This is a genomic window from Streptomyces sp. NPDC001890, from assembly GCF_042891445.1.
GTDB lineage: Bacteria > Actinomycetota > Actinomycetes > Streptomycetales > Streptomycetaceae > Streptomyces.
Map to the genome: position 1 here is coordinate 94,852 of NZ_JBIATE010000018.1, position 21,442 is coordinate 116,293.

Here is a 21,442-nt window from a genome sequence, read left to right on the forward strand (position 1 = left end):
GAAACACCGCACGGCGAGAAGAGCCGCCCGGCATATGCGTGGATGGCGGTGAGCCGATGCCCGCCCCTCTCCGCGCCATGAACGAGAGCGGCACCCTTCCGCCGAGCCGCTGGAGCCTCCCTTGCCCATCGCCGAGCCTGCCGTCGTCCGGAAACTCGAAGGCCGGCAACCGACGGCCTTCCTCCTGGCCTCGGTGCGCGGAGTCGGGCAGGTGGACCTCCAGCCGGGCATCTGGACCGGCGCGTTCATCCTCGCCGGGCTGTGGGCGGCCGGCTGGCAGACCGGGCTCTTCGCCACCCTGGGCACCGTCGTCTCGACGCTGACCGCCTACGCACTCGGCATCGACCGTTCCGGCATCGCCCTCGGCCTCCACGGGTACTCCGGCTGTCTCACCGGCATCGCGCTGGTCAGCTCGCTGGGACACCACCCCGCGACCTATGCGCTCGCGGTCATCGGCTCGATCATGTGCACCGTACTGACGATGGCGCTGACCGCTGTGCTCAAGCCGTACGGACTGACCGCGCTCACCGCACCGTTCTGCCTGGTCTCCGGAGTCATGGTGCTCGGGGCGCCGTCCTTCGGACGGATCTGGCACGGAGCGCCGAATCCCGTGTCCAGCACCACCAGCGGGGACACCGCGATCTCCTGGGACGATCTCTGGCACGCCTTCTTCACCAATGTCTCGCAGGTCTTCCTGGTGGACGCGTGGTACGTCGGGCTCATCATGCTCGTCGGCCTGGCCTTCGCCGGGCTGCGCGTGGTGCTGTACGCGGCAGCCGGCTCCGTCGTCGGGATCCTCGCCGCCTGGGCGCTGGGCGCCCCCACCTCGCTGATCGCCAACGGGATCTACGGATACAACGCCGTGCTCGTGGCCATCGCCATCGGCGCGGTCTTCCTCACCGGCACGGTGTGGAACGGGGCGTACGCCCTCTTCGGCGCCGCGGCCTCCACCGGCCTGACCGCCTCCCTGACCTCGTTCTTCAAATCGTTCGGCGGCCACACCTTCACCTGGCCGTTCATCCTCGTGACCTGGGCGCTCATGGCGGCCGTCCCGCTGCTGCCCCGCTTCCGCCGGAGCGGCTGACCTCGCCCCGCCCCCGGACCCACCCCTGCTCCCGCCCGTTTCCAGAGGAAGGTACTGACGATGAACCTCGCACCTCGCGAGATCGACAAACTGCTGGTGTACGTCGTGGCCGATCTGGCCCGCAAGCGCCGGGACCGCGGCCTCAAGCTCAACTACAGCGAGTCCGTGGCGCTGATCAGCGAGGCGATCCTGGAAGCCGCGCGCGACGGCAGGAGCGTCGCCGACTGCATGGAACTCGGCCGTCACATCGTCGGTGAGGACGACACCATGCCGGGTGTACGCGAGATGCTGGGGCTGCTCCAGATCGAAGCGTCCTTCGTGGACGGCACCAAGCTGGTGTCCTGCCACGACCCCATCGGCGGCTGAACCGGTGTCCGACCACTGCCGGGTGATCGCCGTGTGCGGCCACGAGGCCGCGTACGGGGAGGCGTTGCGCGATCTGGTGGACCCAGGGGTGAGCGTCGTGTCCGGCGGGCGCGAACTGTTCCGGGCGGTCGCGGCGCCGAGCCGCCGGGGCGAGGAGAGCTGTGTCGTCCCTATGACGCTCGGCCGCGACCCGGAACTCGTCGCGGACGCCGCCCGCACCCTGCGCGCGCTGCCCGCGGCCGACCGGGCCCGGACCGCACTGGCCGAGCCCTTCGGCACCTCCCAGCACCTGACCGGCTGGCTGCGCGCGGCGGCGGCCCGTGTCCCGGACTCCGCCGCACTGCTGGTCACCGCCCCGGCCGGCGACCCGTTCGAGGACGCCGAGCTGTACCGGGTCGCCTGCCTGGTCCGCCGCTACGGCAGCCACGACCTGGTCGAGGTCGCGTTCACCGGGGGAGACCCCGACCCGGCCGAGGGGGTCCGGCGCTGCACCCTGCTCGGCGCCCGGCACGTGGTGCTGCTCCCGGCGGCGTTCGCGCGGCCGATCCTGCCCGACGCACCCGGTACGCGCGTCGAGTGCGCCGGTCCGCTGCTCGCTCCGGCGGCACTGGCCCGGGTGCTCGCCGAGCGCGTGGCCGACGCCCGGCGGCAGCGGGGCGAGCGCGGGGACGACGGCATCGCGGCCGGACTGACCGCCGCCGACCACCACGGCCACTCCCACACCCACCCACCGGGCACCGCACACCACCACGGTCACGGACATCCGCACCCGCATCGGCACACCCACGGACATGGTGCGGGCCAAGTCATCAGGAGCATCGCATGACGCCCCGTCAGAGGTACATCTACGGCAAGGAACCGATCGAGATCAACGCCGGCCGCCGGACGGTCCAGCTCACCGTGCACAACACCGGGGACCGCGCGGTCCAGGTCGGCTCGCACTACCACTTCTTCGAGGTCAACTCGGCGCTGTCGTTCGACCGTCAGCAGGCGCTCGGCATGCACCTGAACATTCCCGCCGGCACTTCGGTGCGCATCGAGCCCGGCGGCACGCGCGACGTGGAGCTGTGCACGTACGCCGGAACGGGCCGGCTCGTCGGCTTCAGCGGGCTGCTCGACGGCAGTCTCGCCTCGCACCCGGTGAAGGTCGAGGCCGTCCGCAGGGCGATCGAGCTGGGATTCCAGGGGGCGCGGGAGGGCGACGGCTCCGCAGCACCGAAGAAGAGCCCCAAGGACAGCAAGAGCACCAAGAACACCAAGAACGCCAAGGGTTCGAAGGATGCCAAGGACTCCAAGGGAAAGAAGAAGGGTTCGCGCTGATGCCCATCCTGCCGCGCAAGCAGTACACGGACATGTTCGGCCCGACGGTCGGTGACCGCTTCCACCTCGCCGACACCAACCTCGTCGTCGAGGTCGAGAAGGACTACAGCGAGGGCCTGTACGGCGACGAGGTCGTCTACGGCGGCGGCAAGACCATGCGCGACGGCATGGCCGCCGACCCGCAGGCCACCGCCGCCCAGGGTGCGCTCGACACCGTCATCACCAACGTCGTGGTCATCGACCCCGTCGTCGGGGTCGTCAAGTGCGACATCGGCATCAAGGACGGCTTCATCGCCGGCATCGGCAAGTCGGGCAACCCGCAGACGCAGAACAACGTCCACCCGGACCTGGTCATCGGACCCGGTACCGAGGCCATTGCCGGTGAGCACCTTATCGCCACCGCGGGCGCCATCGACACCCACGTGCACCTGATCTCGCCCCAGCAGGCCGAGCAGGCGCTCACCAACGGCATCACCACCCTCATCGGCGGCGGCACCGGCCCCTCCGACGGCACGAACGGCACCACCTGCACGCCCGGTCCGTACAACATCGCCCGGTTCCTCCAGGCCGCCGAGACCTTCCCCATCAACCTGGGCATCATGGGCAAGGGCAACGGCAGCCTCCCGGCGGCGCTCGACGAGCAGATCGAGGCCGGGGCCTGCGCGCTGAAGGTCCACGAGGACTGGGGCGCGACCCCCGCCGTGATCGACAACGCGCTGAAGGTGGCCGACCGGCACGACGTCCAGATCGCCATCCACACCGACAGCCTCAACGAGAGCGGCTTCTTCGAGGACACCCGTTCCGCGATCGACGGCCGCACCATCCACACCTTCCACAGCGAGGGCGCGGGTGGCGGCCATGCCCCGGACATCCTGCGGGTGGCCGGCGAGCCCAACGTACTGCCGTCCTCCACCAATCCGACGCTGCCGTACACCAAGAACTCGGTGGACGAACTCCTCGACATGGTCATGGTCTGCCACCACCTCAGCCACGACATCCCCGAGGACGTCTCCTTCGCCGACAGCCGGGTCCGCGCCGAGACGATCGCCGCCGAGTCGGTGCTCCATGACCTCGGCGTGATCAGCATGTTCTCGTCCGACTCGCAGGCGATGGGCCGGGTCGGGGAGTCCGTCACCCGCGCCTTCCAGACCGCCCACCACTGCAAGGACAAGCTCGGCACGCTGGAGGGCGACTCCGCCCGCAACGACAACCAGCGGGTGCTCCGCTACCTCGCCAAGGTCACCATCAACCCGGCCGTCGCCACCGGGATCTCCGACCACGTGGGCTCGATCGAGAAGGGCAAGCTCGCCGACATCGTGCTCTGGCCCATCCACTCCTTCGGGGCCAAGCCGAAGATGGTGATCAAGGGCGGCATCATCTCCTGGGCGCAGATGGGCGACCCCAACGCCTCGCTGCCGACCCCGCAGCCGGTGATCTACCGGCCGATGTTCGGGCAGTACGGCAAGGCGCTGCCGACGACCCATGTCACCTTCATGTCCCAGGCCGGCATCGCCGCCGGGGTCCCGGCCGAACTGGGCCTGGAACGCAAGGTGCTGCCGGTCAGCCGCACCCGGACCATCGGCAAGCACAACATGATCCGCAACGACGCGCTGCCGGACATCAAGGTCGACCCGGAGACGTTCAAGGTCACGCTCAACGGCAAGGTCGCCACCATCGACCCGGCCGAGGAACTGCCCCTCAACCACCTGTTCTTCCTCGTCTAGGCCGATGTATCGCGACGAGAACGACCTCCTGGGCGAAGCCGGCCGGACGCCGGGCGCGGCCACCGCCGGAACACCGGTGCCCGAGTCCGCGCTCGGGCCGCTGCTGGTCAGCCTCCAGCTGACCGACTCGGCGTTCCCGAGCGGCTTCTACACGCTGTCGCACAGCCTGGAGGGATTCGCCCAGGCCGGGGCGGTCGACCGGGAGAGCCTTCCGCTGCTGCTGGAGGACCTGCTGCTGCACGGCGTCGGCCCGGCCGACGCCACCGCGCTCGCGCTCGCCCACCGGGCGACGCGGGCGGGCGACGCGGCGGCCGTCGTCCGTATCGACGAGCACCTCTTCGCCACCAAGCTGGGGCGGGAGATGCGCCAGGCGGCCACCCGGACGGGGCGGCAACTCCTGGACCTCGCCGCCGAGGTGTTCGACCGGCCGGAGATCACCGAGCACTTCGACCGTGTCGTACGCCGCGAGTCCCCCGGGACCCAGGCCGTGGCCGCGGGCGTCATCCACGCGGCAACCGGGGTCCCGGTGGGCCAGGCGGTCGCCTCGGACCTGTTCGCGTTCTGCGCCAGCTTCGCGGGCGCCGCACTGCGACTGCGGCTCACCGACCACCGCGGGGCGCAGACCCTGCTGCGGGGCGCCGCCCCCGTCATCGAGGCGGCCGTCGAGGCGGCGCTGCGGCGCGAACTCGCCGACGTCGGTGCCACCGTCTTCGCCTCGGACATCATGTCGGGCCGTCATGAACGCGCCGAGGCACGCCTGTTCGCCAGCTGATCCATCCACACCCACCCCCACGAGCCAGGGAGCACCATGGACGACAACGTACTGCGGGTCGGCATCGGCGGACCGGTCGGTTCCGGCAAGACCGCGCTCATCGAAGCGCTGGTGCCGGTACTGATCGAGCGCGGCCACCGCCCCTCTGTCATCACCAACGACATCTACACGCAGGAGGACGCCCAGCACGTCCGCCGCACCCTCGCCGGAGTGATCGAACCGGAGCGGGTCGTCGGCGTCGAGACGGGGGCCTGCCCGCACACCGCCGTTCGCGACGACCCCACGATGAACCTGGCGGCCGGTGCCGAGATGCTGGAGCGCTTCCCCGACACCGACACGCTGCTCTACGAGTCCGGTGGCGACAACCTCACGCTCACCTTCAGCCCGGCCCTGGTCGACCTGTTCGTCTTCGTCCTGGACACCGCCGAGGGCGAGAAGATGCCCCGCAAGCGCGGCCCGGGCATCACCGACTCCGATCTGCTCGTCATCAACAAGATCGACATCGCCAAGTACGTACGCACCGACATCGGCGTCATGGAGTCCGACGCCCACCGGGTCCGCGACAACCGCCCGGTCATCCTCACCGACTGCCTCACCGGCATCGGCGTCGACGACGTCGTGGGCTTCCTCGAATCGCGCCGCAAGGCGCTGATCTGAGATGCGCCCCGCCCCGTCCGCGCACCCCGGCTCCTCGCCGCCCCGGCCGGACCGGCTCGACCCCGGCTACTACACCGCGGTCCGCGTCCCCCCGGACGTGGCGGCCCTGGCCTCCGTGCCCGACACACTCGGGCCCGGCTCCCCGGCCAAGGTCGGCATCCTCGATCTGGCCTTCGCGGTACGGGGCGGGCGCACCGAACTCGTGGAGCGTTACCAGAAGACCCCGCTGCAGATCATGCGGCCGCTCTGGATCGACCCGGCGACGCCCGCCATGAGTTACGTCTATCTGATGGCGACCGGCGGCGGCATCGCCCAGGCCGACCGCTACCGGATGGACTTCCGCTGCGGGCCCGGCACCGAGGTGCATCTGACCACCCAGGCAGCCACCAAGGTCTTCCGCATGGAGCACGACTACGCGAGCCAGCGCGTGCACATCGCGGCGGACGAGGGCGCCTACGTGGAGTATCTGCCGGATCCGCTGATCCCGTTCAAGGACTCGCGGTTCTACCAGTGCACCGAGGTCACGGTCGCCCCCGGCGCCACCGCGGTCGTCGGCGACACCCTGACCGCCGGGCGGCTGGCCCGCGGCGAGCGCCACGAGTACCGGGTACTCGCCACCGATCTGCGCGTGGCCCGGCCCGACGGCACCCTCCTCGCCATCGACACCCTGCGCCTGACCCCGGGAGCCGGGGCGCGCGGCAACGGCGTCGTGGGCCCCGGTGTGTTCGCCGGGTACGACCACGTCGCCTCGCTCTTCGTCGTCACCGACCGGGCCCCGGCCACCGCGATCGCCGACACCCTCCACGAGGCGCTGGCCGGGCTCGGCGTCCTGTACGGAGTCAGTGTGCTGCCCCATGACTGCGGCGCCTGGGTCCGGCTCCTGGGCGACAGCCCCGTCGGGGTCGCCGCCGGGCACAACACCGCCTGGGACGCCGTGCGCCGACTGCTCACCGGCCACCCGGCCCCCGCACTGCGCAAGCCCTGACGCACCGCCGCCCCACCCCACCGACCACACCCCTGCGAGGTATCCGCCGATGAACACCGCTCCCGCGCCGATGCCGGCCGCGTACGACTCCGGCGACACCGCATGGCTGCTCGCCTCCACCGCCATGGTGCTGCTGATGACGCCGGGGCTGGCGTTCTTCTACGGCGGCATGGTGCGCACCCAGCACATCCTGATGATGATCAAGATGAGCTTCGCGGCGCTCGCCTTCGGCACCCTGCTCTGGTGGGTGATCGGCTACTCGCTGGCGTTCGGCCCGGACGTCGGCGGCGCCGGGCTCATCGGCAACCTCGACCACGTGTTCATGCGCGGCATCGAGCTGAACACACTGACCGGCCACATCCCCACCTACGTCTACAGCACGTTCCAGATGGGCTTCGCGATCATCACGGTCGCGCTGATCAGCGGCTCGATCGCCGACCGCGCCACCATGAAGGGCTGGCTCGTCTTCGTCGTCCTGTGGCTGCTCATCGTCTACATCCCGCTCGCTCACTGGGTGTTCGACCAGGACGGGTGGATCGTCAAGCACCTCGGCGCGCTGGACTTCGCCGGCGGTCTGCCGGTGGAACTCAACTCCGGGGTCGCCGGACTCGCCGTCGCGCTCGTGCTGCGGGCGCCGCGCGACTTCGCCCGCCGCGAGGAGCGGCCCAACAACATTCCGCTCGTCGTGATCGGTGTCGGGCTGCTCTGGTTCGGCTGGTTCGGCTTCAACTCCGGTTCGGCGCTCAGCGACCAGGGCACCGCGGCCGCGGCGTTCATCAACACCCAGCTCGGCGCGGCGGGCGCCATGATCACCTGGCCGCTGGTCGAGAAGTGGCGGACCGGCACGGTCACCACCATGGGCGTCGTGTCCTCCGCCGTCGCGGGCATGGTCGCCATCACTCCCGCCTGCGGTGAGATCAACACGCTCGGTGCCGTCATCACCGGTCTCGTGGTCGGGGCGGTCTGCGCCTTCGCCATCACGCTCAAGTACCGCTTCGACGTGGACGACACCCTCGACGTGGTGGGTGTGCACGGCGTCGGGGGTCTGATCGGCCTGATCATGGTCGGTCTCTTCGCCACCGCGCGGATCAGCGGCAAGGAGGGGCTCTTCTACGGCGGAGGCTGGGGGCTGCTGGGCAAGCAGCTCGTCGCCATCGTCTGCGTGATCGCGTTCTCCTTCGTCCTCACCTGGATCATCGCGAAGGCGGTCCAGCTGACCGTGGGCTTCCGCGCGGCGGACGAGTACGACAGTGTTCCCGGGACGGACCGGGAACGCGCCTACGACTTCCAGACCGCCGAACGCCTCGGTGCGCTGGTCTCCGGCAAGGCCGTGACCAGCGACGACGAGCTCGTCAGACAGATCACCAAGCTGCTGCGGGCCCGGGAGGAGTCCAAGTGACGGGCTCCGCCCCGGCAGCGGGACGGGCCCGGGGCCTCAGGACCGCCGGGCCGGCCCGGTCCGGGCGGGGCCGAGCGAGACCGGGGGCATGAACTCCCGTACATGGGTCCGGTGCCACCAGCGCCCGGTGGCGCGCAGCTCCCGCCAGGTGGTGTACCGGTAGTGGTACACCCTGGCCCGGACATGAGTGGGCGGGGCATAGGGGAACGGGTTGTGGCGCAGCAGCCGCAGGGTGTCCCGGTCGTTCTCCAGCAGTCGCTCCACGAACGGGCCGAACCAGGGGTGGGCGTACGCGGGGGAGAGCGCCGCGAACCACATCAGCCAGTCCAGCCGCAGATGGTACGGGGCGAACTGGCGGGGCATCCGGCGTGGGTCGCCCGGTTTGCCGCGGAAGCCGTACTCCTGCCAGACGGTGCCGTCGTGGAGCACCGGTTCGTCCGTGCCCTCGACCGCCACCTCCAGCCGGACCCGGCTGATACTGCCGAACGCGCCATAGGTGTTGACCAGGTGCAAGGGGTCGAACGAGCGGTTCATCACCTGACGGCGCGAGATCAGATTGCGCGCCGGGCGGTAGCTGAGGAACACGACCAGCGCCGTCACCGCGATGACGACGATCTCGTACCAGAGCGGTGGCGCGGACTGGGCGGGCGGCGCGGTGAACAGGGACCAGTCGACGGCGGACAGGGCCAGGGTGATCGTCAGCCAGTTCAGCCAGGCGAAGTTGCCCGAGACGACCAGCCACAGCTGGGTGACGATCATCAGCCCCGCGGCGGCGCTCGCCACCGGCTGCGGAGTGAACAGGAGCACCGGCACCAGGAGCTGGGTGACGTGGTTGGCCGCCACCTCGGCCCGGTGGACGGGTTTCGGCAGCCGGTGGAAGAACCAGCTCAGCGGCCCCGGCATCGGCTGGGTCTCGTGGTGGAAGTACAGACACGTCAGTTTGCGCCAGCACTCGTCGCCGCGGATCTTGATCAGCCCGGCACCGAACTCCACCCGGAACAGCACCCAGCGCAGCAGCCACAGCACCAGCACCGGGGGAGCGGTGTGCGCGTTGCCGAGGAAGACGGCGAGGAAGCCGGTCTCCAGCAGCAGCGACTCCCAGCCGAAGCCGTACCAGGTCTGGCCGACCTGGACGATAGAGAGGTAGAGGGCCCAGGGCAGGGCCCAGAGCAGCATCGCCGCCCAGAGCGGAACGTACGAATCCGCGCCCGCGAGCAGGGCGACGGCCAGCGCGCAGCCGGTCCAGGCCACGAGTGCGAAGAAACGGTCGGAGTAGTGGAGCCGGAAGAGCCCGGGGCCGTCGCGCCAGTGGGTGCGGCGCAGGAAATCGGGCACCGGCAGCATGCCGCGTTCGCCGATCAGCGCCCGGAACTGGAGCGCGGCGGTGAGGAACGCGAACAGGTAGACGGCGGCCAGCGCCCGCTGGAAGATCAGCCGGCTGAGCCAGTACCCGTCTGCGGTGAACCACTCCATCACCTCCAGTATCGGCGATTCAGCCCTGTCCGCCGCGCTCCTCGTCCACGATGCGCCGCAGCGCGCTGCCCAGCCGCCGGGCGTACCACCGCTGGAGCACCGGTACGACGGGCCCCGCGAGCCGGGTGTACCAGGCGGCCGGGCGGCTGAACGCCATGACCGTGAACCACACCGTCCCGTCGTCGGCCAGCTCCACCACGAAGGACTCCTCGCCGCGTTCCGGGTGCCGGGTCTCGGTCCCGTAAGCGAACCCGACGCGGTCCCGCTCGTACGCGGTCCAGACGACCTGGCAGGGCGCGGTGAACCGGAGCGGGCCGATGCCCAGCGACACCCGGACGCGTACCCCGTCCCCGGCGCGGGGAGCCGACGCGTCGACCCTGGCCCCGCTGGTGCGGTGCATGCGCCATTCGGTGACCGCCGCACCCGCCGCCCGGAGGTCGGCCCGGCCCCGACCGACCCTGGCCCGGTGGTGGAGGTGGTGGTACCCGGCGGGCAGCGGACCGAGGCGGGTGGCGCCGGTCTCGGGATAGCTGAGGGTGCTCATGCGGTCCTGCTTTCTGCGTGGTCGGTGTGGTCGCGGAGCCGCTGCCAGGCGAGCACCGAGCAGAGCGCGAAGCCCAGTGCGTTGCCGAGGCCGTGGGTGGCGGCCATCCAGGTCAGTGTGGGGTGCGGGAGTCCGGTGGCCTCGCCGAGCGCCCAGCTCAGCGCGAGCACCATGGTGACGGCGAGCACGGCGGAAGAGACGGCGAGCAGGGCCCTGGTGATCCGGTCCCGCTGCCCGGCACGGACCGACCGCCAGGTCAGGAGGGCGACGGTCCACATTCCCGCGGTCAGTACGGCGGCCCCCGCGAGCTCGGCCAGGTCCCCGATGAAGTAGCCGATCAGGACGAGCAGGGTGCCCAGCGGCACGCTCAGCGCGGCGAACCTTCCCGCCCGGCTCCCGGTGATCCGGCAGACGAGCCCCGCCACCAGTGCGGCGGCGAATCCGGCGAAGTGGAAGTGCGGCACGGTCAGCGCGAGGATGCCGAGCCCGAAGCCGAAGAGGGTGTGCCCCGAGCGTTCGGCGACCAGGGCCGTGGCGGCGATCGACGGCGTGACCAGGGCGGTGACCAGGGAGATCTCGGCCGGTGCCCGGGATGCCGGGAGACCGCGGAGCAGCAGCAGCCGGGGCGGGGCGTGCAGGGCGAGGAGTACGGCGCCGAGCACGTAACAGACCGCCAGGGCGGTGGCGGCCGTGCCGCGCGGCAGCCAGAGCGAGACGGCGCCGGGAACGGCGAAGAGCGGCCACAGACGCCGCATCGGCTCCAGCTCGGCGGCACCGGTCAGCCGCAGCCCCGCGGGGACCACCACCAGCATGCCCAGCATCACGATCGCATTGACCAGAACGGACATCGCCGACCCCCGACTTGAACGCGTTCAACTGTGCTCGGCGCAGACTCTACGAGCTTTCTTGAACGTGTTCAAGAGGGGGGTTCGCGGGAGCGGGCCGCTTCAGTGGCGAGTGGCGTACGGCGCCGGCATCACAGGGCTCCCCGGCGCCACTCCCGTACCAGCAGACAGCCCAGGTACACGCCTCCGACGGCCATCGTGTAGATCCCGACCGGCAGGTTGTCGAAGAGCGGCAACTGCTGGGCGCAGAGATCCGCGAGCACCAGCAGCAGCGCTCCGGTCAGCGCCGACAGCGCCAGGTGCGGGCCGGAGACCCGGGTGATCCGTTTGGCGATCTGCGGGGCCGTCAGCGAGATGAACGCGATGGGGCCTGCGACACTGACCGCCCCCGCCGAGAGCGCGATCGCCAGCAGCACGGCGGCCGTCTTCGTGCGGCGGGGCTCGGCGCCGAGCGCGGCCGCGATGTCGTCGCCCATCTCCCCGATGTCCAGCCGCCGCGACACCAGCGCGGTGAGCGGGGCCGCCACCAGCAGCACCAGCCAGATCGTGGTCGCGTCCTGCCAGGACCGCGCCGACAGGCTGCCGTTGACATAGGCGGTGAGGACCGCGGCCCGGTCCCGCTCCATGGCGTAGACGACGTACTGGGTGATCGCGGTGCCGATCGCGGCAACCCCGATCCCCGCGATGACCAGCCGGGCCGGGTTGCGGAACCCGGTCCCGGTCGACACATGGACCAGCGCCATCGCGAGGAGGGCGCCGAGCAGCGCGCCCAGCGCCACCGGCACGGTGTCCGGGAACAGCAGCGCCGAGATCGCGGCGCCCGCCCCGGCCCCGGACGCCAGCCCGATCACGTCGGGGCTGCCCAGCGGATTGCGGGTGACGGACTGGAACAGCGCCCCGGAGAGCCCGAGCGCCGCCCCGGTGCCCACGGCGACCGTCAGCCGGGGGCCGCGCAGCCGCTCCAGCACGAACGCGTCCTTGCCCTCGGCCCCGCCGGTCACCGCCCCGGCCAGGTCGGCGAGCGGAATGCCGAGCCGCCCGAGCGACAACGTGGCGACGGCGCCCGCCACGAGCAGCACCAGCAGCACGAGGGCCGTCAGCACCGACACCCGCCGGACCGGCACGGCCACCCTCTTGCCGGCCCTGATCACCTTCCGGGGCGAAGCGGTGCGGAGCCCGACCTGATGCGACGTCATGCGTTGCCCCTCATCCTGCGTACGGCGACGAGCAGTGCCGGCGCCCCGATGAACGCGGTCACGACACCGACCATCAGCTCCTGCGGGCGCATGACCACCCGGCCCACGACATCCGCGAGGAGCAGCAGCGCCGGACCGGCCAGCGCCGAGAAAAGGATCTGCATGCGGAAGTCGACACCGACCACGGCCCGCACCACGTGCGGAACGGCCAGTCCGACGAAGGCGATCGGACCGACCGCTGCCGTCGCCGCCGCACTCAGCAGCGTGGCCGCGAACAGCCCGCCCGCCCGCACCAGCGCCGGATTCGCCCCCAGGGACGCCGCCGTCGAGTCGCCGAGCGCGAGTGCGTTGAGGCCGGGGCCGAGCACCGCGGCCAGCACCAGACCGGCCACGGCGAACGGCAGGACCGACCAGAAGACGTCGAAGTCCCGGCCGCCGAGCGCCCCGACGACCCAGTAGCGGTAGCTGTCGAACACCTGCGGGCGGCTCAGCGTCACCGCCTGGATGAACGCCATCAGCACGGCGGAGAGCACCGCGCCGGCGAGCACCAGCCGGATGAGACCGCTGCCCGAACCCGCCGATCCGATCGCATGGACGAGCAGACCCGCGAGCAACGCGCCGGGGAGCGCCCACCACATGGTGTCCGTGCTGCCCGAGGCCCCCAGGAACGCCGTCGCGGCGACGATGCTCGCGGAGGCACCCGCGTTGATCCCGAGGAGCCCGGGATCGGCCAGCGGATTGCGGGTCACCCCCTGCATGAGGGTGCCCGCGACGGCGAGGCAGAGACCGGCCAGCACACCGAGCGCGGTGCGCGGATAGCGGCTCTCGACGATGGTGGTGACATTCGGGTCCGCGCTGCCGGACAGGACGTGCAGCACATCGCCGAACGAGGTGGTACGGCTGCCGAACATGACGCTCGCCAGGACGGCGAGTACCAGGACGGCGACCGCGACGACGACGGAGAACGCCCGCCGAGCGGTGCCGGTCCGTGAAGTACCGGCACCGCTCGGCGGTGCGTGCGTGGTGATGGCCATGGGGGTGGTGGTCCGCCTCAGCCCTTGGCGGCGGACTCGACGGCCTTGTCGATCAGCGGCAGGTAACGGTCGATCACCCACGGCACGGTGAGCGGGTTGATGATCGAGGAGGCCGTGACGAAGGAGTTGTCCGTGCCGGCCACCACGGCGCCGCTCTTGACCGCCGGGATCGCCGCGTACAGCGGCTGCGCCTCGATCTCCTTGCGGGCCTTGTCGTCCATGTAGAAGGTGAAGACCAGGTCGCTGTCCTTCAGCTTCTCGGCGTTCTCCAGGCCGATGAGCGCCGAGTCGGTGCCCTTGGTCTCCTTGAAGGTGTTCACCACCGGGTCGACCGTGAGGCCGAGCGAGGAGACCATCTTGACGCGCTGCTCGTCGGGCTTGAAGACACCGAGGGTGCCGGGACCGGTGTTGTAGATGTACGAGAACTTGTACTTCTTGTACTCCGGCCGGGTCGCCGCCGCGTCGGACAGCTGCTTCTCGATCTTCGAGGTGAGGGTCTTCGCCTCGTCCGGCACGCCCAGCGCCTTGGAGATGATCTCGATCTGCTGGTCCCAGTCCGTGCTCCAGGGCAGGTCGGGATAGGCGACGGTGGGGGCGATGTCCTTGAGGATGTCGTAGTCCTTCTGCGTGATCCCCGACCACGGCGCGAGGATGACGTCCGGCTCCAGCTCGGTGATCGCCTCGAAGTCGATGTCCTCACCGCCCGTGAACTGGGTCGGCAGCTTGTCGCCGGACTTCTTCACCGCGTCGTGGATCCAGGGCAGATAGCCCGTCTTGTCGCTTCCCCACTCGTACTTCTCGATGCCCACCGGGGTGTGGCCGAGCGCGATGGCCGTCTCGGCGGAGCCCTGGCCGAGGGTGACGACCCGTTCGGGCTGTTCCTTGATCTCCGCGGTGCCGAGCGCGCTCTTGATGGAGACGGGGAACGCGCCGCCGCTCTTCCCGGACGCGCCGGAGGTCTCCTTGCCGTCGTCGCTCGACGAGCAGCCGCCGAGGGCGAGAACGAGCGCTGCGGCGGCGGCAGTTGCGGCGAGCGTCCGGCGACGCGCGCGGGTGAACCGGGACATGGATGTTCCTCATGTTTGAACGGATGGAGCAGCGGGTCCCCGCGACCGCGTGAGGGCATGCCGAAGGAGCGGCCGTACGGGGGTACGACAGGCGGCCCCCGATGCAGATCGCAAGGAGTTAGGCAAGCCTAAGCTAAGCCTTTGTGCGGCGACAACCGGCCCCTGGGAAACGTCTTCGAGGTCTCCCGCGTGGTTGCGCCACCGGCCCCGGGGGTCGGCCCTGTCGCCGCTTTGGTCCAGACCTATTGACGGGCGAGCCAGGCATCCCTAGCGTGTGGCGAGCCGTGAAATGCGAGACCGCATTCCGCCTGAGGTTGTCAGGCGCATGCCATTCACGCGCCAACTCGCCCCGCGCCGGGCCGCCTCGGGCAGCAGGACCGCCCCGGCGGCACCGGCCGCGACAGGAAGGGAACTGAGCATGTTCGGTCGGACATCGCGCCTGCTGGGGGTCGGCCTCGCGGCGGCATGTGCCGTACAGCTGCTGGTGGGTGCGGAGCCGAGCGCCGCGCAGGACGAGACGTGCGCGGTCAAGTCGAAGCCCGCCGGAAAGGTGCTCCAGGGGTACTGGGAGAACTGGGACGGCGCGGCCAACGGGGTGCACCCGCCGCTCGGCTGGATCCCGGTCACCGACACCCGGATCGCGCAGCACGGCTACAACGTGATCAACGCCGCCTTCCCGGTCATCCTCTCGGACGGCACCGTCCTGTGGGAGGACGGGATGGACTCCACGGTGAAGGTCCCGACCCCGGCCGAGATGTGCCGGGCGAAGGAGTCCGGACTCACCACCCTGATGTCCATCGGCGGCGCGGCCGCCGGCATCGACCTCAACTCCACCGCCGTCGCCGACCGGTTCGTCGAGACGATCGTGCCGATCCTGAAGAAGTACAACTTCGACGGCATCGACATCGACATCGAGACCGGTCTGACCGGCAGCGGCAACATCAACCAGCTGTCGGCCTCGCAGTCCAACCTCATCCGCATCATCGACGGCGTGCTGGCGCAGATGCCCTCGAACTTCGGGCTGACGATGGCGCCGGAGACGGCCTATGTCACCGGCGGGAGCATCACCTACGGCTCGATCTGGGGCGCGTATCTGCCCATCGTGAAGAAGTACGCGGACAACGGGCGCCTGTGGTGGCTCAACATGCAGTACTACAACGGCAGCATGTACGGATGCGCCGGGGACTCGTACTCCGCGGGCACGGTCGAGGGATTCACGGCCCAGACCGACTGTCTGGACAGGGGGCTCGTCATCCAGGGCACCACCATCAAGGTCCCGTACGACAAGCAGGTGCCGGGGCTGCCGGCCCAGCCGGGCGCGGGTGGCGGTCACATGACGACCGGCCAGGTGTCACAGGCCTGGAACCACTACGGCAACGCCCTCAAGGGCCTGATGACCTGGTCGCTCAACTGGGACGGTTCGAAGGGCTGGACCTTCGGGGACAACGTCAAGGCGCTGCAGGGCCGCTGAGGCGCCGCACCACCACCGCCGGACCGGGCGGCTCCGCCGAGGTGGACGGAGCCGCCCTTCCGGCGGCCCTTCCGGCCGGCCGTGAGACCGGCCGGCCGGTAGGTCGTACGGGTCAGGAGCGGGGCTCGGAGGCGTCCAGCATGGCTTCGCGCTCCACGACCTTGATCCGCTCGCGGCCCTGCTCCTCGCCCAGGGCCTTCTCGTGCGCGTCCAGGCGGTACCAGCCCTCGCGGGTGGTGTACCGGACGCCGCGCTCCTCCAGGAGGGCGGTGACGGCCTCCGGCTCGGGCCGGACCGGCGCGGGCAGCCGGCCCTCGGCCTGGTCCTCCAGCAGGCAGGCCACGGTCTCGTTGGCGTCGCCCTTGGTGTGGCCGATCAGGCCGATCGGGCCGCGCTTGATCCAGCCCGTGACGTAGACCGAGGTCATGTGCTCCCCGCCGTCGACGACACGTCCGGCGGCGTGCGGGACGGTGCCGGAGACCACGTCGAACGGGAGCTTGGGGAGTTCCTGCGAGTAGTAGCCGACCGCGCGGTAGACGCTCTGCACGTCCCAGTCGGTGAAGTCGCCGGTGCCCTTGACGTTGCCGGTGCCGTCCAGCTCGGTCCGCTCGGTGCGCAGGCCGATGACCCGGCCGTCCTCGCCGAGGATCTCCACCGGGGACTCGAAGAAGTGCAGGAACAACTTGTGCGGCCGGTCGCCGACGTCGCGGATGGCCCAGTTCTCCAGCGTGGAGGCGACCATGTTGGCCTGCTTGTTGCTCCGCCGGGTCTCGATCGAACCCGCGTCGTACTCGATGTCCTCGGGATTGACGATGACCTCGATGTTCGGCGAGTGGTCCAGCTCCCGCAGCTCCATCGGGCTGAACTTGGCCTGCGCGGGGCCCCGGCGTCCGAAGACGTGCACTTCGAGGGCCTTGTTGGCCTTGAGGCCCTCGTAGACGTTGGCGGGGATCTCGGTCGGCAGCAGCTCGTCCGCGGTCTTGGCGAGGATGCGGGCCACGTCCAGGGCCACGTTGCCCACGCCGAGGACGGCCACCTTCTCCGCCTCCAGCGGCCAGGTGCGGGCCACGTCGGGGTGGCCGTCGTACCAGGAGACGAAGTCGGCGGCGCCGTGCGAACCGTCCAGGGTGCTGCCGGGGATGTCGAGCGCGCGGTCCGCGTCGGCGCCGGTGGAGAAGATCACGGCGTCGTAGAAGGACCGCAGATCGTCCAGATCGATGTCGTTGGGGTAGTCGACGTTGCCGAACAGCCGGAGCTGCGGCTTGTCGAGCACCTGGTGGAGTGCCTGGACGATGCCCTTGATCCGCGGGTGGTCCGGGGCCACGCCGTAACGGATCAGGCCGAAGGGGGCGGGCATCCGCTCGAACAGGTCGATCGAAACACCCGGTTCCTGGGCGGCCTCGGATTTCAGCAGCGCGTCCGCTGCGTAGATGCCGGCGGGGCCGGCTCCGACTATGGCGACGCGGACGGGGCGGGTCATCAGGTGCTGGTCCTTAGAACGTGCTGATGCGGGCAGTGCAGCTCAGGGTAAAGGTAAGGCTGGGCTTACCGTGCTCCATGGAACACCGTATCCGTTGCCGGTCCGCGGCCTCGGGGCGGTTCGCCCTACGAGACGTCCGGCGCCTGTGTGCGGGGCCCGAAAGGGCGTGAAGTGCACTCGGGTGGCGCGAACGCGGGATTCGCCCGGTCGTGCGATGTTCGCTCGAAGAATCGGACAAATGATGGCAGAGTGACCCACATGGATGATCGGGTAGCGGGTGCCCTGTCACTCCCGGACGACTGGCCCGCCCACCCGGATCTCAGTCTCGCCCTGAACCGTATGGGCAGCTTCGACTGGGACCTGGACAGTGGCCTCATGCACATGGACCGGCCCGCGCTCGACGTGTTCGACCTGAGGGCGGAGGAGTACGACAACCGGCCGGAGACGCTGGGGCTGCGGGTGCCGCCGGACGAGGGCGTCCGGCTCGACGCCATGGTCGCGCAGGCGCTCAAGCGGGGGCAGAACAATTACGGGGCGTACTTCAGGATCAGGCGGCGCGACGGCAGCCTGCGCTGGACCCATACCCAGGGCTTCATCCGGCGGGACGGCACCGGCCGCCCGCACCGCATCATCGGCATCGTCCGCGACGCGACCCAGGAGCTGGCAGACTCCACCGCCCGCCACGAACTGGACCTGGAGCGCCGCCGCCGCACCAGCCTGGTGGACGGCACCACGGCCGCGCTGGCCCACGCCCGCACCGTCGGCGACGTCATCGAGGTGCTGAAGAACTCCCAGGGGCTGGCGCATCTCGGTGCGACCAGCCTGGTCATGGGGCTGATAGAGGCCGGACGCATCCATCTGGTGGCCGACGGACCGGAGGACTCCTTCGTGCCCGGCACCCGGTACACCCGGACGGACGAGCAGTACCCGATGAGCGAGGTCGTGCGCACGCTCACCCCCCGCTTCATCGAGTCCGCCACCGACTTCGCCACCTCGTACCCGATCCTGTGGCCCCACATCAGCCACCTCGGCATCACCTCGGCCGCCTACCTGCCGCTGATCGCCCAGGCCCGCCCCATCGGCGCGCTCGGCCTGCTCTACAGCGACAAGGACGGCTTCACCGGCGACGAACGCAATCTGCTGGTCGCGCTCGGCAGCTCCATCGCGCAGAGCCTGCAGCGGGCCATGCTGTACGAGCAGGAGCACGACCTCGCCGAGGGGCTCCAGCAGGCCATGCTGCCGCGCAGGATCCCGGACGTGCCGGGGGCGCAGATCGCCGTCCGGTACCGCTCGGCCCGGCTGGGCCGGGACATCGGGGGCGACTGGTACGACATCATTCCGCTGCCCGGCGGCCGGGTCGGGGCCGTCATCGGAGATGTGCAGGGCCACGACACCCACGCGGCGGCCGTCATGGGGCAGCTGCGCATCGTGCTGCGCGCCTACGCGGCCGAGGGGCACAGCCCCGCCACGGTGATGGCGCGGGCCTCGGTCTTCCTGCACGAGCTGGACACGGACCGCTTCGCGACCTGCACCTACGCCGAGGCCGATCTGACGACCGGGGTGGTGCAGCTGGTCCGGGCCGGCCATGTCGACCCGCTGGTGCGCGAGAGCGACGGCAGCTGCCGCAGGCTCCCCGCGGAGGGCGGGCTGCCGCTGGGGCTCTCGGCCGAGTTCGGGCGGCTCGAATACCCGGTCAGCACCGCGGAGCTGGACCCCGGCCAGACCCTGGTGATGTTCACCGACGGGCTGGTGGAGATGCCGGGCGCCGACCTCGACGAGGGCATCCAGCTGCTGACGGCCATGGTGCGCAGCGGCCCGCAGGACCTCCAGCGGCTGGCCGACCGGCTCTGCGAGGAGGTCGACGAGCGCGGTGGCGAGGACGACGTCGCCGTCCTGCTGCTGCGCCGCAAGGCCGCCCACGCACCCCAGCCCGGCGGCCGGCTCCAGCAGCACGTCGCGCAGAGCGACCCGGAGGCGCTGAGCTCGGCCCGTCACATGATCCGAGCGGCGGTGCGGGCCTGGGGCGCCAAGGCGCGCGCCGACGAGGTCGAGCTGGCCGCCGACGAGCTGATCACCAACGCGCTGATGCACACCGACGGCGGGGCCATCGTCACCATCCGGGTGCTCACCGGCCCCGAGCGGCGGCTGCGGGTCGACGTCGAGGACCGCTCCAGCGCGCTGCCCAGGCGCCGGGACGCGGGGGAGGCCGGGGTGTCCGGGCGGGGGCTGATGCTGGTGGACCGGCTGGCGGACCTGTGGGGCGTGGAATCCCGGGGTGGTGGCAAGTGTGTCTGGTGCGAATTCGTCATCCCGGCACACGAGTGACGGAAACGCGCTCTCTACCCGACAGTAACAGAACGTAACATGTCTGTACTTGACCGTAACCGATCACGAGCGATTGACTGCGACTGCGCCAGTCTTTGGCGACTTCGTCAGTCTTTGTCTTCGACGACATGAGGACCCGTTGGGAACTGAGCTGCTGGCACCTCTCGATCTTGCCTTCTGGCACCTCGAATCCGATGCCCACCCGATGCACCTCGGCGCGCTCGCCGTCTTCTCCCCGGCCCCCGGCCCGGCGCGCGGCGCCGACGCGGAGACCGTGCTCGAACTGCTGGGCGCACGCGCCGCCGCCATTCCCCGGCTGCGGATGCGGGTCAGGGACGTACTGCTGCCCGTCGGCGGCGCGGCCTGGTTCGTCGACAAGGACTTCGACGTCCACCGGCACATCGGGCGGGTGCGGCTGACCGGCGCGGAGGCGCGGGACGAGGACGGCGGTTTCATGGCGGGCGCCACCCGGCTCGCCGGTGAACTGATGGAGCGGCCGCTCGAACGGGGGCTGCCGCCCTGGCAGATGTACGTGATCGGCGGCGCCGACGGCGGCCCCTTCGCGGTGCTCGTCAAACTCCACCACGCGCTGGCCGACGGCATGCGCGCGGTCGCCATCGGCGCCGGGATCTTCGACGAGATCGCCACCGTCGGCCGGATCCGCGCCGGAACCCCCGCCCGCCGGACCCGCGCCGTCCCGCCCCGCTCCTGGATGCCCGGCCCGCGCCAGGTCGCCGGTTTCGCGCTCGGCCGGATCGAGGATCTCGGGCGGGCGTTCGGCGTCGGCGCCTCCATGGTGCGGGCCAGCCGCCTCGATCCGCGCGGCACGCCCGCACTCACCGCGAGCTCCAGCGGCACCCGGCGGCTGGCCACCGCGGACCTGGACCTCGAAGCCGTCCGGCGGATCCGCCGCGTCGCCGGCGGCACGACCAACGACGTCCTGCTCGCGATCGTCGCCGGCGCGCTGCGCCGCTGGATGCACGAGCGCGGCGAACCGCTGCCCGCCGAGGACCCGCGCGCCCTGGTGCCGGTCTCCCGGCGCCGGCCGGGCCAGGCCGCGGCGACCGGGAACGAGCTCTCCGCCTATCTGCTCGGGCTCCCGGTCGGCGAACCCGACCCGTGGCGGCGGCTCGCCGCAGTCCGCGCCGCCATGGACCGCAACAAGGCCGCGGGACCCTTCCGCGGCGCCGGCGCGGTCGCCGTGCTCGCCGACCAACTCCCCTCGCTCGCCCACCGCTTCGGCGCGCCGATCGCCGGGAACGCCGCCAGGATGCTCTTCGACGTCCTGGTCACCAGCGTGCCCCTGCCGCGCTCGGCGCTCTCGCTCGGCGGCTGCCCGCTGCGCGCCGTCTATCCGATGGCGCCGCTCGCCCGCGGCCAGTCCCTCGCCGTCGCGCTGTCCACGTACGGCGGCCGGGTGCGGGTCGGGCTGGTGGCCGACGGCAAGGCGCTGCCCGATCTGGACCGGCTGGCGCGCTGCGCCGACGACGAGCTGGCCGAGCTGCTCGCGCTGCTGCCGAAGAGCTGAGCCGGCGAACTGAGGCAGGTGCGCCGTGCAGGTGCACTGAGCCGACGTCACTTCGATCAGATCGGTGGTGGATCGGTGATGGATCGATCATAGATCGGACAGATATCCGGGAAAGTGTCACAGTTGGTGGCCCCTGAGGTGTTGACGCGCCCAAGTGATCCGATGAATATTC

The 21,442-nt window shown here is 70.8% G+C and carries 19 protein-coding genes; 12 read left to right on the plus strand and 7 right to left on the minus strand.

The genetic code is table 11. The features are described 5' to 3' along the window. Positions 1-121: 121 nt before the first annotated feature. Genes ACFYY1_RS31760 through ACFYY1_RS31800 form a run of 9 tightly spaced genes read left to right on the plus strand, consistent with a single transcriptional unit; the run spans position 122 to position 8,307 of the window. Positions 122-1,084, plus strand: coding sequence for an urea transporter (locus tag ACFYY1_RS31760; protein WP_388591667.1), 963 nt, complete (start codon positions 122-124; stop codon positions 1,082-1,084). 60 nt (positions 1,085-1,144) lie between these two features. Continuing rightward, entirely contained in the window at positions 1,145-1,450 is a 306-nt protein-coding gene (locus ACFYY1_RS31765) for an urease subunit gamma (RefSeq protein WP_388591669.1), read from the plus strand. Between the two features lie 4 nt (positions 1,451-1,454). Continuing rightward, the gene (locus tag ACFYY1_RS31770) at positions 1,455-2,276 is read left to right on the plus strand and encodes a sirohydrochlorin chelatase (RefSeq protein ID WP_388591671.1); all 822 of its coding nucleotides are present in this window, start codon (positions 1,455-1,457) and stop codon (positions 2,274-2,276) included. Further along, complete coding sequence (locus ACFYY1_RS31775; RefSeq protein ID WP_388591673.1) at positions 2,273-2,770, plus strand: urease subunit beta; 498 nt, start codon at positions 2,273-2,275, stop codon at positions 2,768-2,770. The genes ACFYY1_RS31770 and ACFYY1_RS31775 overlap by 4 nt, the downstream gene beginning before the upstream one ends. Then, positions 2,770-4,494, plus strand: coding sequence for an urease subunit alpha (ureC, locus tag ACFYY1_RS31780; protein ID WP_388591675.1), 1,725 nt, complete (start codon positions 2,770-2,772; stop codon positions 4,492-4,494). The genes ACFYY1_RS31775 and ureC overlap by 1 nt, the downstream gene beginning before the upstream one ends. A gap of 4 nt (positions 4,495-4,498) precedes the next feature. Next, a complete protein-coding gene (locus ACFYY1_RS31785) occupies positions 4,499-5,266 on the plus strand; it encodes an urease accessory protein UreF (RefSeq protein ID WP_388591677.1) in 768 nt (255 codons plus the stop codon). 36 nt (positions 5,267-5,302) lie between these two features. Further along, the gene (ureG, locus tag ACFYY1_RS31790) at positions 5,303-5,923 is read left to right on the plus strand and encodes an urease accessory protein UreG (RefSeq protein ID WP_388591679.1); all 621 of its coding nucleotides are present in this window, start codon (positions 5,303-5,305) and stop codon (positions 5,921-5,923) included. 1 nt (position 5,924) lies between these two features. Beyond that, positions 5,925-6,908 (plus strand): urease accessory protein UreD, encoded by a 984-nt coding sequence (locus tag ACFYY1_RS31795; RefSeq protein ID WP_388591681.1) that lies wholly within the window; start codon positions 5,925-5,927, stop codon positions 6,906-6,908. Positions 6,909-6,957: 49 nt separating this feature from the next. Next, a complete protein-coding gene (locus ACFYY1_RS31800; protein WP_388591683.1) occupies positions 6,958-8,307 on the plus strand; it encodes an ammonium transporter in 1,350 nt (449 codons plus the stop codon). Between the two features lie 36 nt (positions 8,308-8,343). On the opposite strand, the gene ACFYY1_RS31805 is transcribed toward ACFYY1_RS31800, so the two are convergent. The 6 genes from ACFYY1_RS31805 to ACFYY1_RS31830 all read right to left on the minus strand — a co-directional run bounded on the left by ACFYY1_RS31805 (position 8,344) and on the right by ACFYY1_RS31830 (position 14,466). Continuing rightward, positions 8,344-9,780, minus strand: a complete 1,437-nt coding sequence (locus tag ACFYY1_RS31805; RefSeq protein ID WP_388591685.1) for a lipase maturation factor family protein — start codon at positions 9,778-9,780, stop codon at positions 8,344-8,346. A gap of 19 nt (positions 9,781-9,799) precedes the next feature. Continuing rightward, entirely contained in the window at positions 9,800-10,324 is a 525-nt protein-coding gene (locus ACFYY1_RS31810; RefSeq protein WP_388591687.1) for a DUF1990 family protein, read from the minus strand. Continuing rightward, positions 10,321-11,172, minus strand: coding sequence for a YndJ family protein (locus ACFYY1_RS31815; protein WP_388591689.1), 852 nt, complete (start codon positions 11,170-11,172; stop codon positions 10,321-10,323). Before ACFYY1_RS31815 ends, ACFYY1_RS31810 begins: the two co-directional genes overlap by 4 nt. A gap of 128 nt (positions 11,173-11,300) precedes the next feature. Then, positions 11,301-12,365: a FecCD family ABC transporter permease gene (locus tag ACFYY1_RS31820; protein ID WP_388591691.1), complete on the minus strand. Its 1,065-nt coding sequence runs from the start codon at positions 12,363-12,365 to the stop codon at positions 11,301-11,303. Continuing rightward, complete coding sequence (locus ACFYY1_RS31825) at positions 12,362-13,399, minus strand: FecCD family ABC transporter permease (protein WP_388591693.1); 1,038 nt, start codon at positions 13,397-13,399, stop codon at positions 12,362-12,364. The genes ACFYY1_RS31820 and ACFYY1_RS31825 overlap by 4 nt, the downstream gene beginning before the upstream one ends. Before the next feature lie 17 nt (positions 13,400-13,416). Continuing rightward, positions 13,417-14,466, minus strand: coding sequence for an iron-siderophore ABC transporter substrate-binding protein (locus tag ACFYY1_RS31830; protein WP_388591695.1), 1,050 nt, complete (start codon positions 14,464-14,466; stop codon positions 13,417-13,419). Between the two features lie 418 nt (positions 14,467-14,884). On the opposite strand from ACFYY1_RS31830, the gene ACFYY1_RS31835 reads away from it, so the two are divergent. Continuing rightward, the gene (locus ACFYY1_RS31835; RefSeq protein ID WP_388591697.1) at positions 14,885-15,937 is read left to right on the plus strand and encodes a chitinase; all 1,053 of its coding nucleotides are present in this window, start codon (positions 14,885-14,887) and stop codon (positions 15,935-15,937) included. Between the two features lie 112 nt (positions 15,938-16,049). Here ACFYY1_RS31835 and ACFYY1_RS31840 read toward each other — a convergent pair whose 3' ends face one another. Continuing rightward, entirely contained in the window at positions 16,050-17,417 is a 1,368-nt protein-coding gene (locus ACFYY1_RS31840; protein WP_388591699.1) for an FAD-dependent oxidoreductase, read from the minus strand. Positions 17,418-17,675: 258 nt separating this feature from the next. On the opposite strand from ACFYY1_RS31840, the gene ACFYY1_RS31845 reads away from it, so the two are divergent. Both ACFYY1_RS31845 and ACFYY1_RS31850 read left to right on the plus strand, forming a co-directional pair. Further along, positions 17,676-19,742: a SpoIIE family protein phosphatase gene (locus tag ACFYY1_RS31845; protein ID WP_388591701.1), complete on the plus strand. Its 2,067-nt coding sequence runs from the start codon at positions 17,676-17,678 to the stop codon at positions 19,740-19,742. Positions 19,743-19,881: 139 nt separating this feature from the next. Further along, positions 19,882-21,270, plus strand: coding sequence for a wax ester/triacylglycerol synthase family O-acyltransferase (locus ACFYY1_RS31850; RefSeq protein WP_388591703.1), 1,389 nt, complete (start codon positions 19,882-19,884; stop codon positions 21,268-21,270). The last annotated feature ends 172 nt before the right edge of the window (positions 21,271-21,442 follow it).

Excerpts from the sequence above, each read along its gene's own strand:
- ACFYY1_RS31765 (WP_388591669.1), top strand. The coding sequence starts at position 1,145 with ATGAACCTCGCACCTCGCGAGATCGACAAACTGCTGGTGTACGTCGTG.
- ACFYY1_RS31775 (WP_388591673.1), top strand. The coding sequence starts at position 2,273 with ATGACGCCCCGTCAGAGGTACATCTACGGCAAGGAACCGATCGAGATC.
- ureC (WP_388591675.1), top strand. The coding sequence starts at position 2,770 with ATGCCCATCCTGCCGCGCAAGCAGTACACGGACATGTTCGGCCCGACG.
- ACFYY1_RS31785 (WP_388591677.1), top strand. The coding sequence starts at position 4,499 with ATGTATCGCGACGAGAACGACCTCCTGGGCGAAGCCGGCCGGACGCCG.
- ureG (WP_388591679.1), top strand. The coding sequence starts at position 5,303 with ATGGACGACAACGTACTGCGGGTCGGCATCGGCGGACCGGTCGGTTCC.
- ACFYY1_RS31795 (WP_388591681.1), top strand. The coding sequence starts at position 5,925 with ATGCGCCCCGCCCCGTCCGCGCACCCCGGCTCCTCGCCGCCCCGGCCG.
- ACFYY1_RS31800 (WP_388591683.1), top strand. The coding sequence starts at position 6,958 with ATGAACACCGCTCCCGCGCCGATGCCGGCCGCGTACGACTCCGGCGAC.
- ACFYY1_RS31805 (WP_388591685.1), bottom strand. The coding sequence starts at position 9,780 with ATGGAGTGGTTCACCGCAGACGGGTACTGGCTCAGCCGGCTGATCTTC.
- ACFYY1_RS31810 (WP_388591687.1), bottom strand. The coding sequence starts at position 10,324 with ATGAGCACCCTCAGCTATCCCGAGACCGGCGCCACCCGCCTCGGTCCG.
- ACFYY1_RS31815 (WP_388591689.1), bottom strand. The coding sequence starts at position 11,172 with ATGTCCGTTCTGGTCAATGCGATCGTGATGCTGGGCATGCTGGTGGTG.
- ACFYY1_RS31820 (WP_388591691.1), bottom strand. The coding sequence starts at position 12,365 with ATGACGTCGCATCAGGTCGGGCTCCGCACCGCTTCGCCCCGGAAGGTG.
- ACFYY1_RS31825 (WP_388591693.1), bottom strand. The coding sequence starts at position 13,399 with ATGGCCATCACCACGCACGCACCGCCGAGCGGTGCCGGTACTTCACGG.
- ACFYY1_RS31830 (WP_388591695.1), bottom strand. The coding sequence starts at position 14,466 with ATGTCCCGGTTCACCCGCGCGCGTCGCCGGACGCTCGCCGCAACTGCC.
- ACFYY1_RS31835 (WP_388591697.1), top strand. The coding sequence starts at position 14,885 with ATGTTCGGTCGGACATCGCGCCTGCTGGGGGTCGGCCTCGCGGCGGCA.
- ACFYY1_RS31840 (WP_388591699.1), bottom strand. The coding sequence starts at position 17,417 with ATGACCCGCCCCGTCCGCGTCGCCATAGTCGGAGCCGGCCCCGCCGGC.
- ACFYY1_RS31845 (WP_388591701.1), top strand. The coding sequence starts at position 17,676 with ATGGATGATCGGGTAGCGGGTGCCCTGTCACTCCCGGACGACTGGCCC.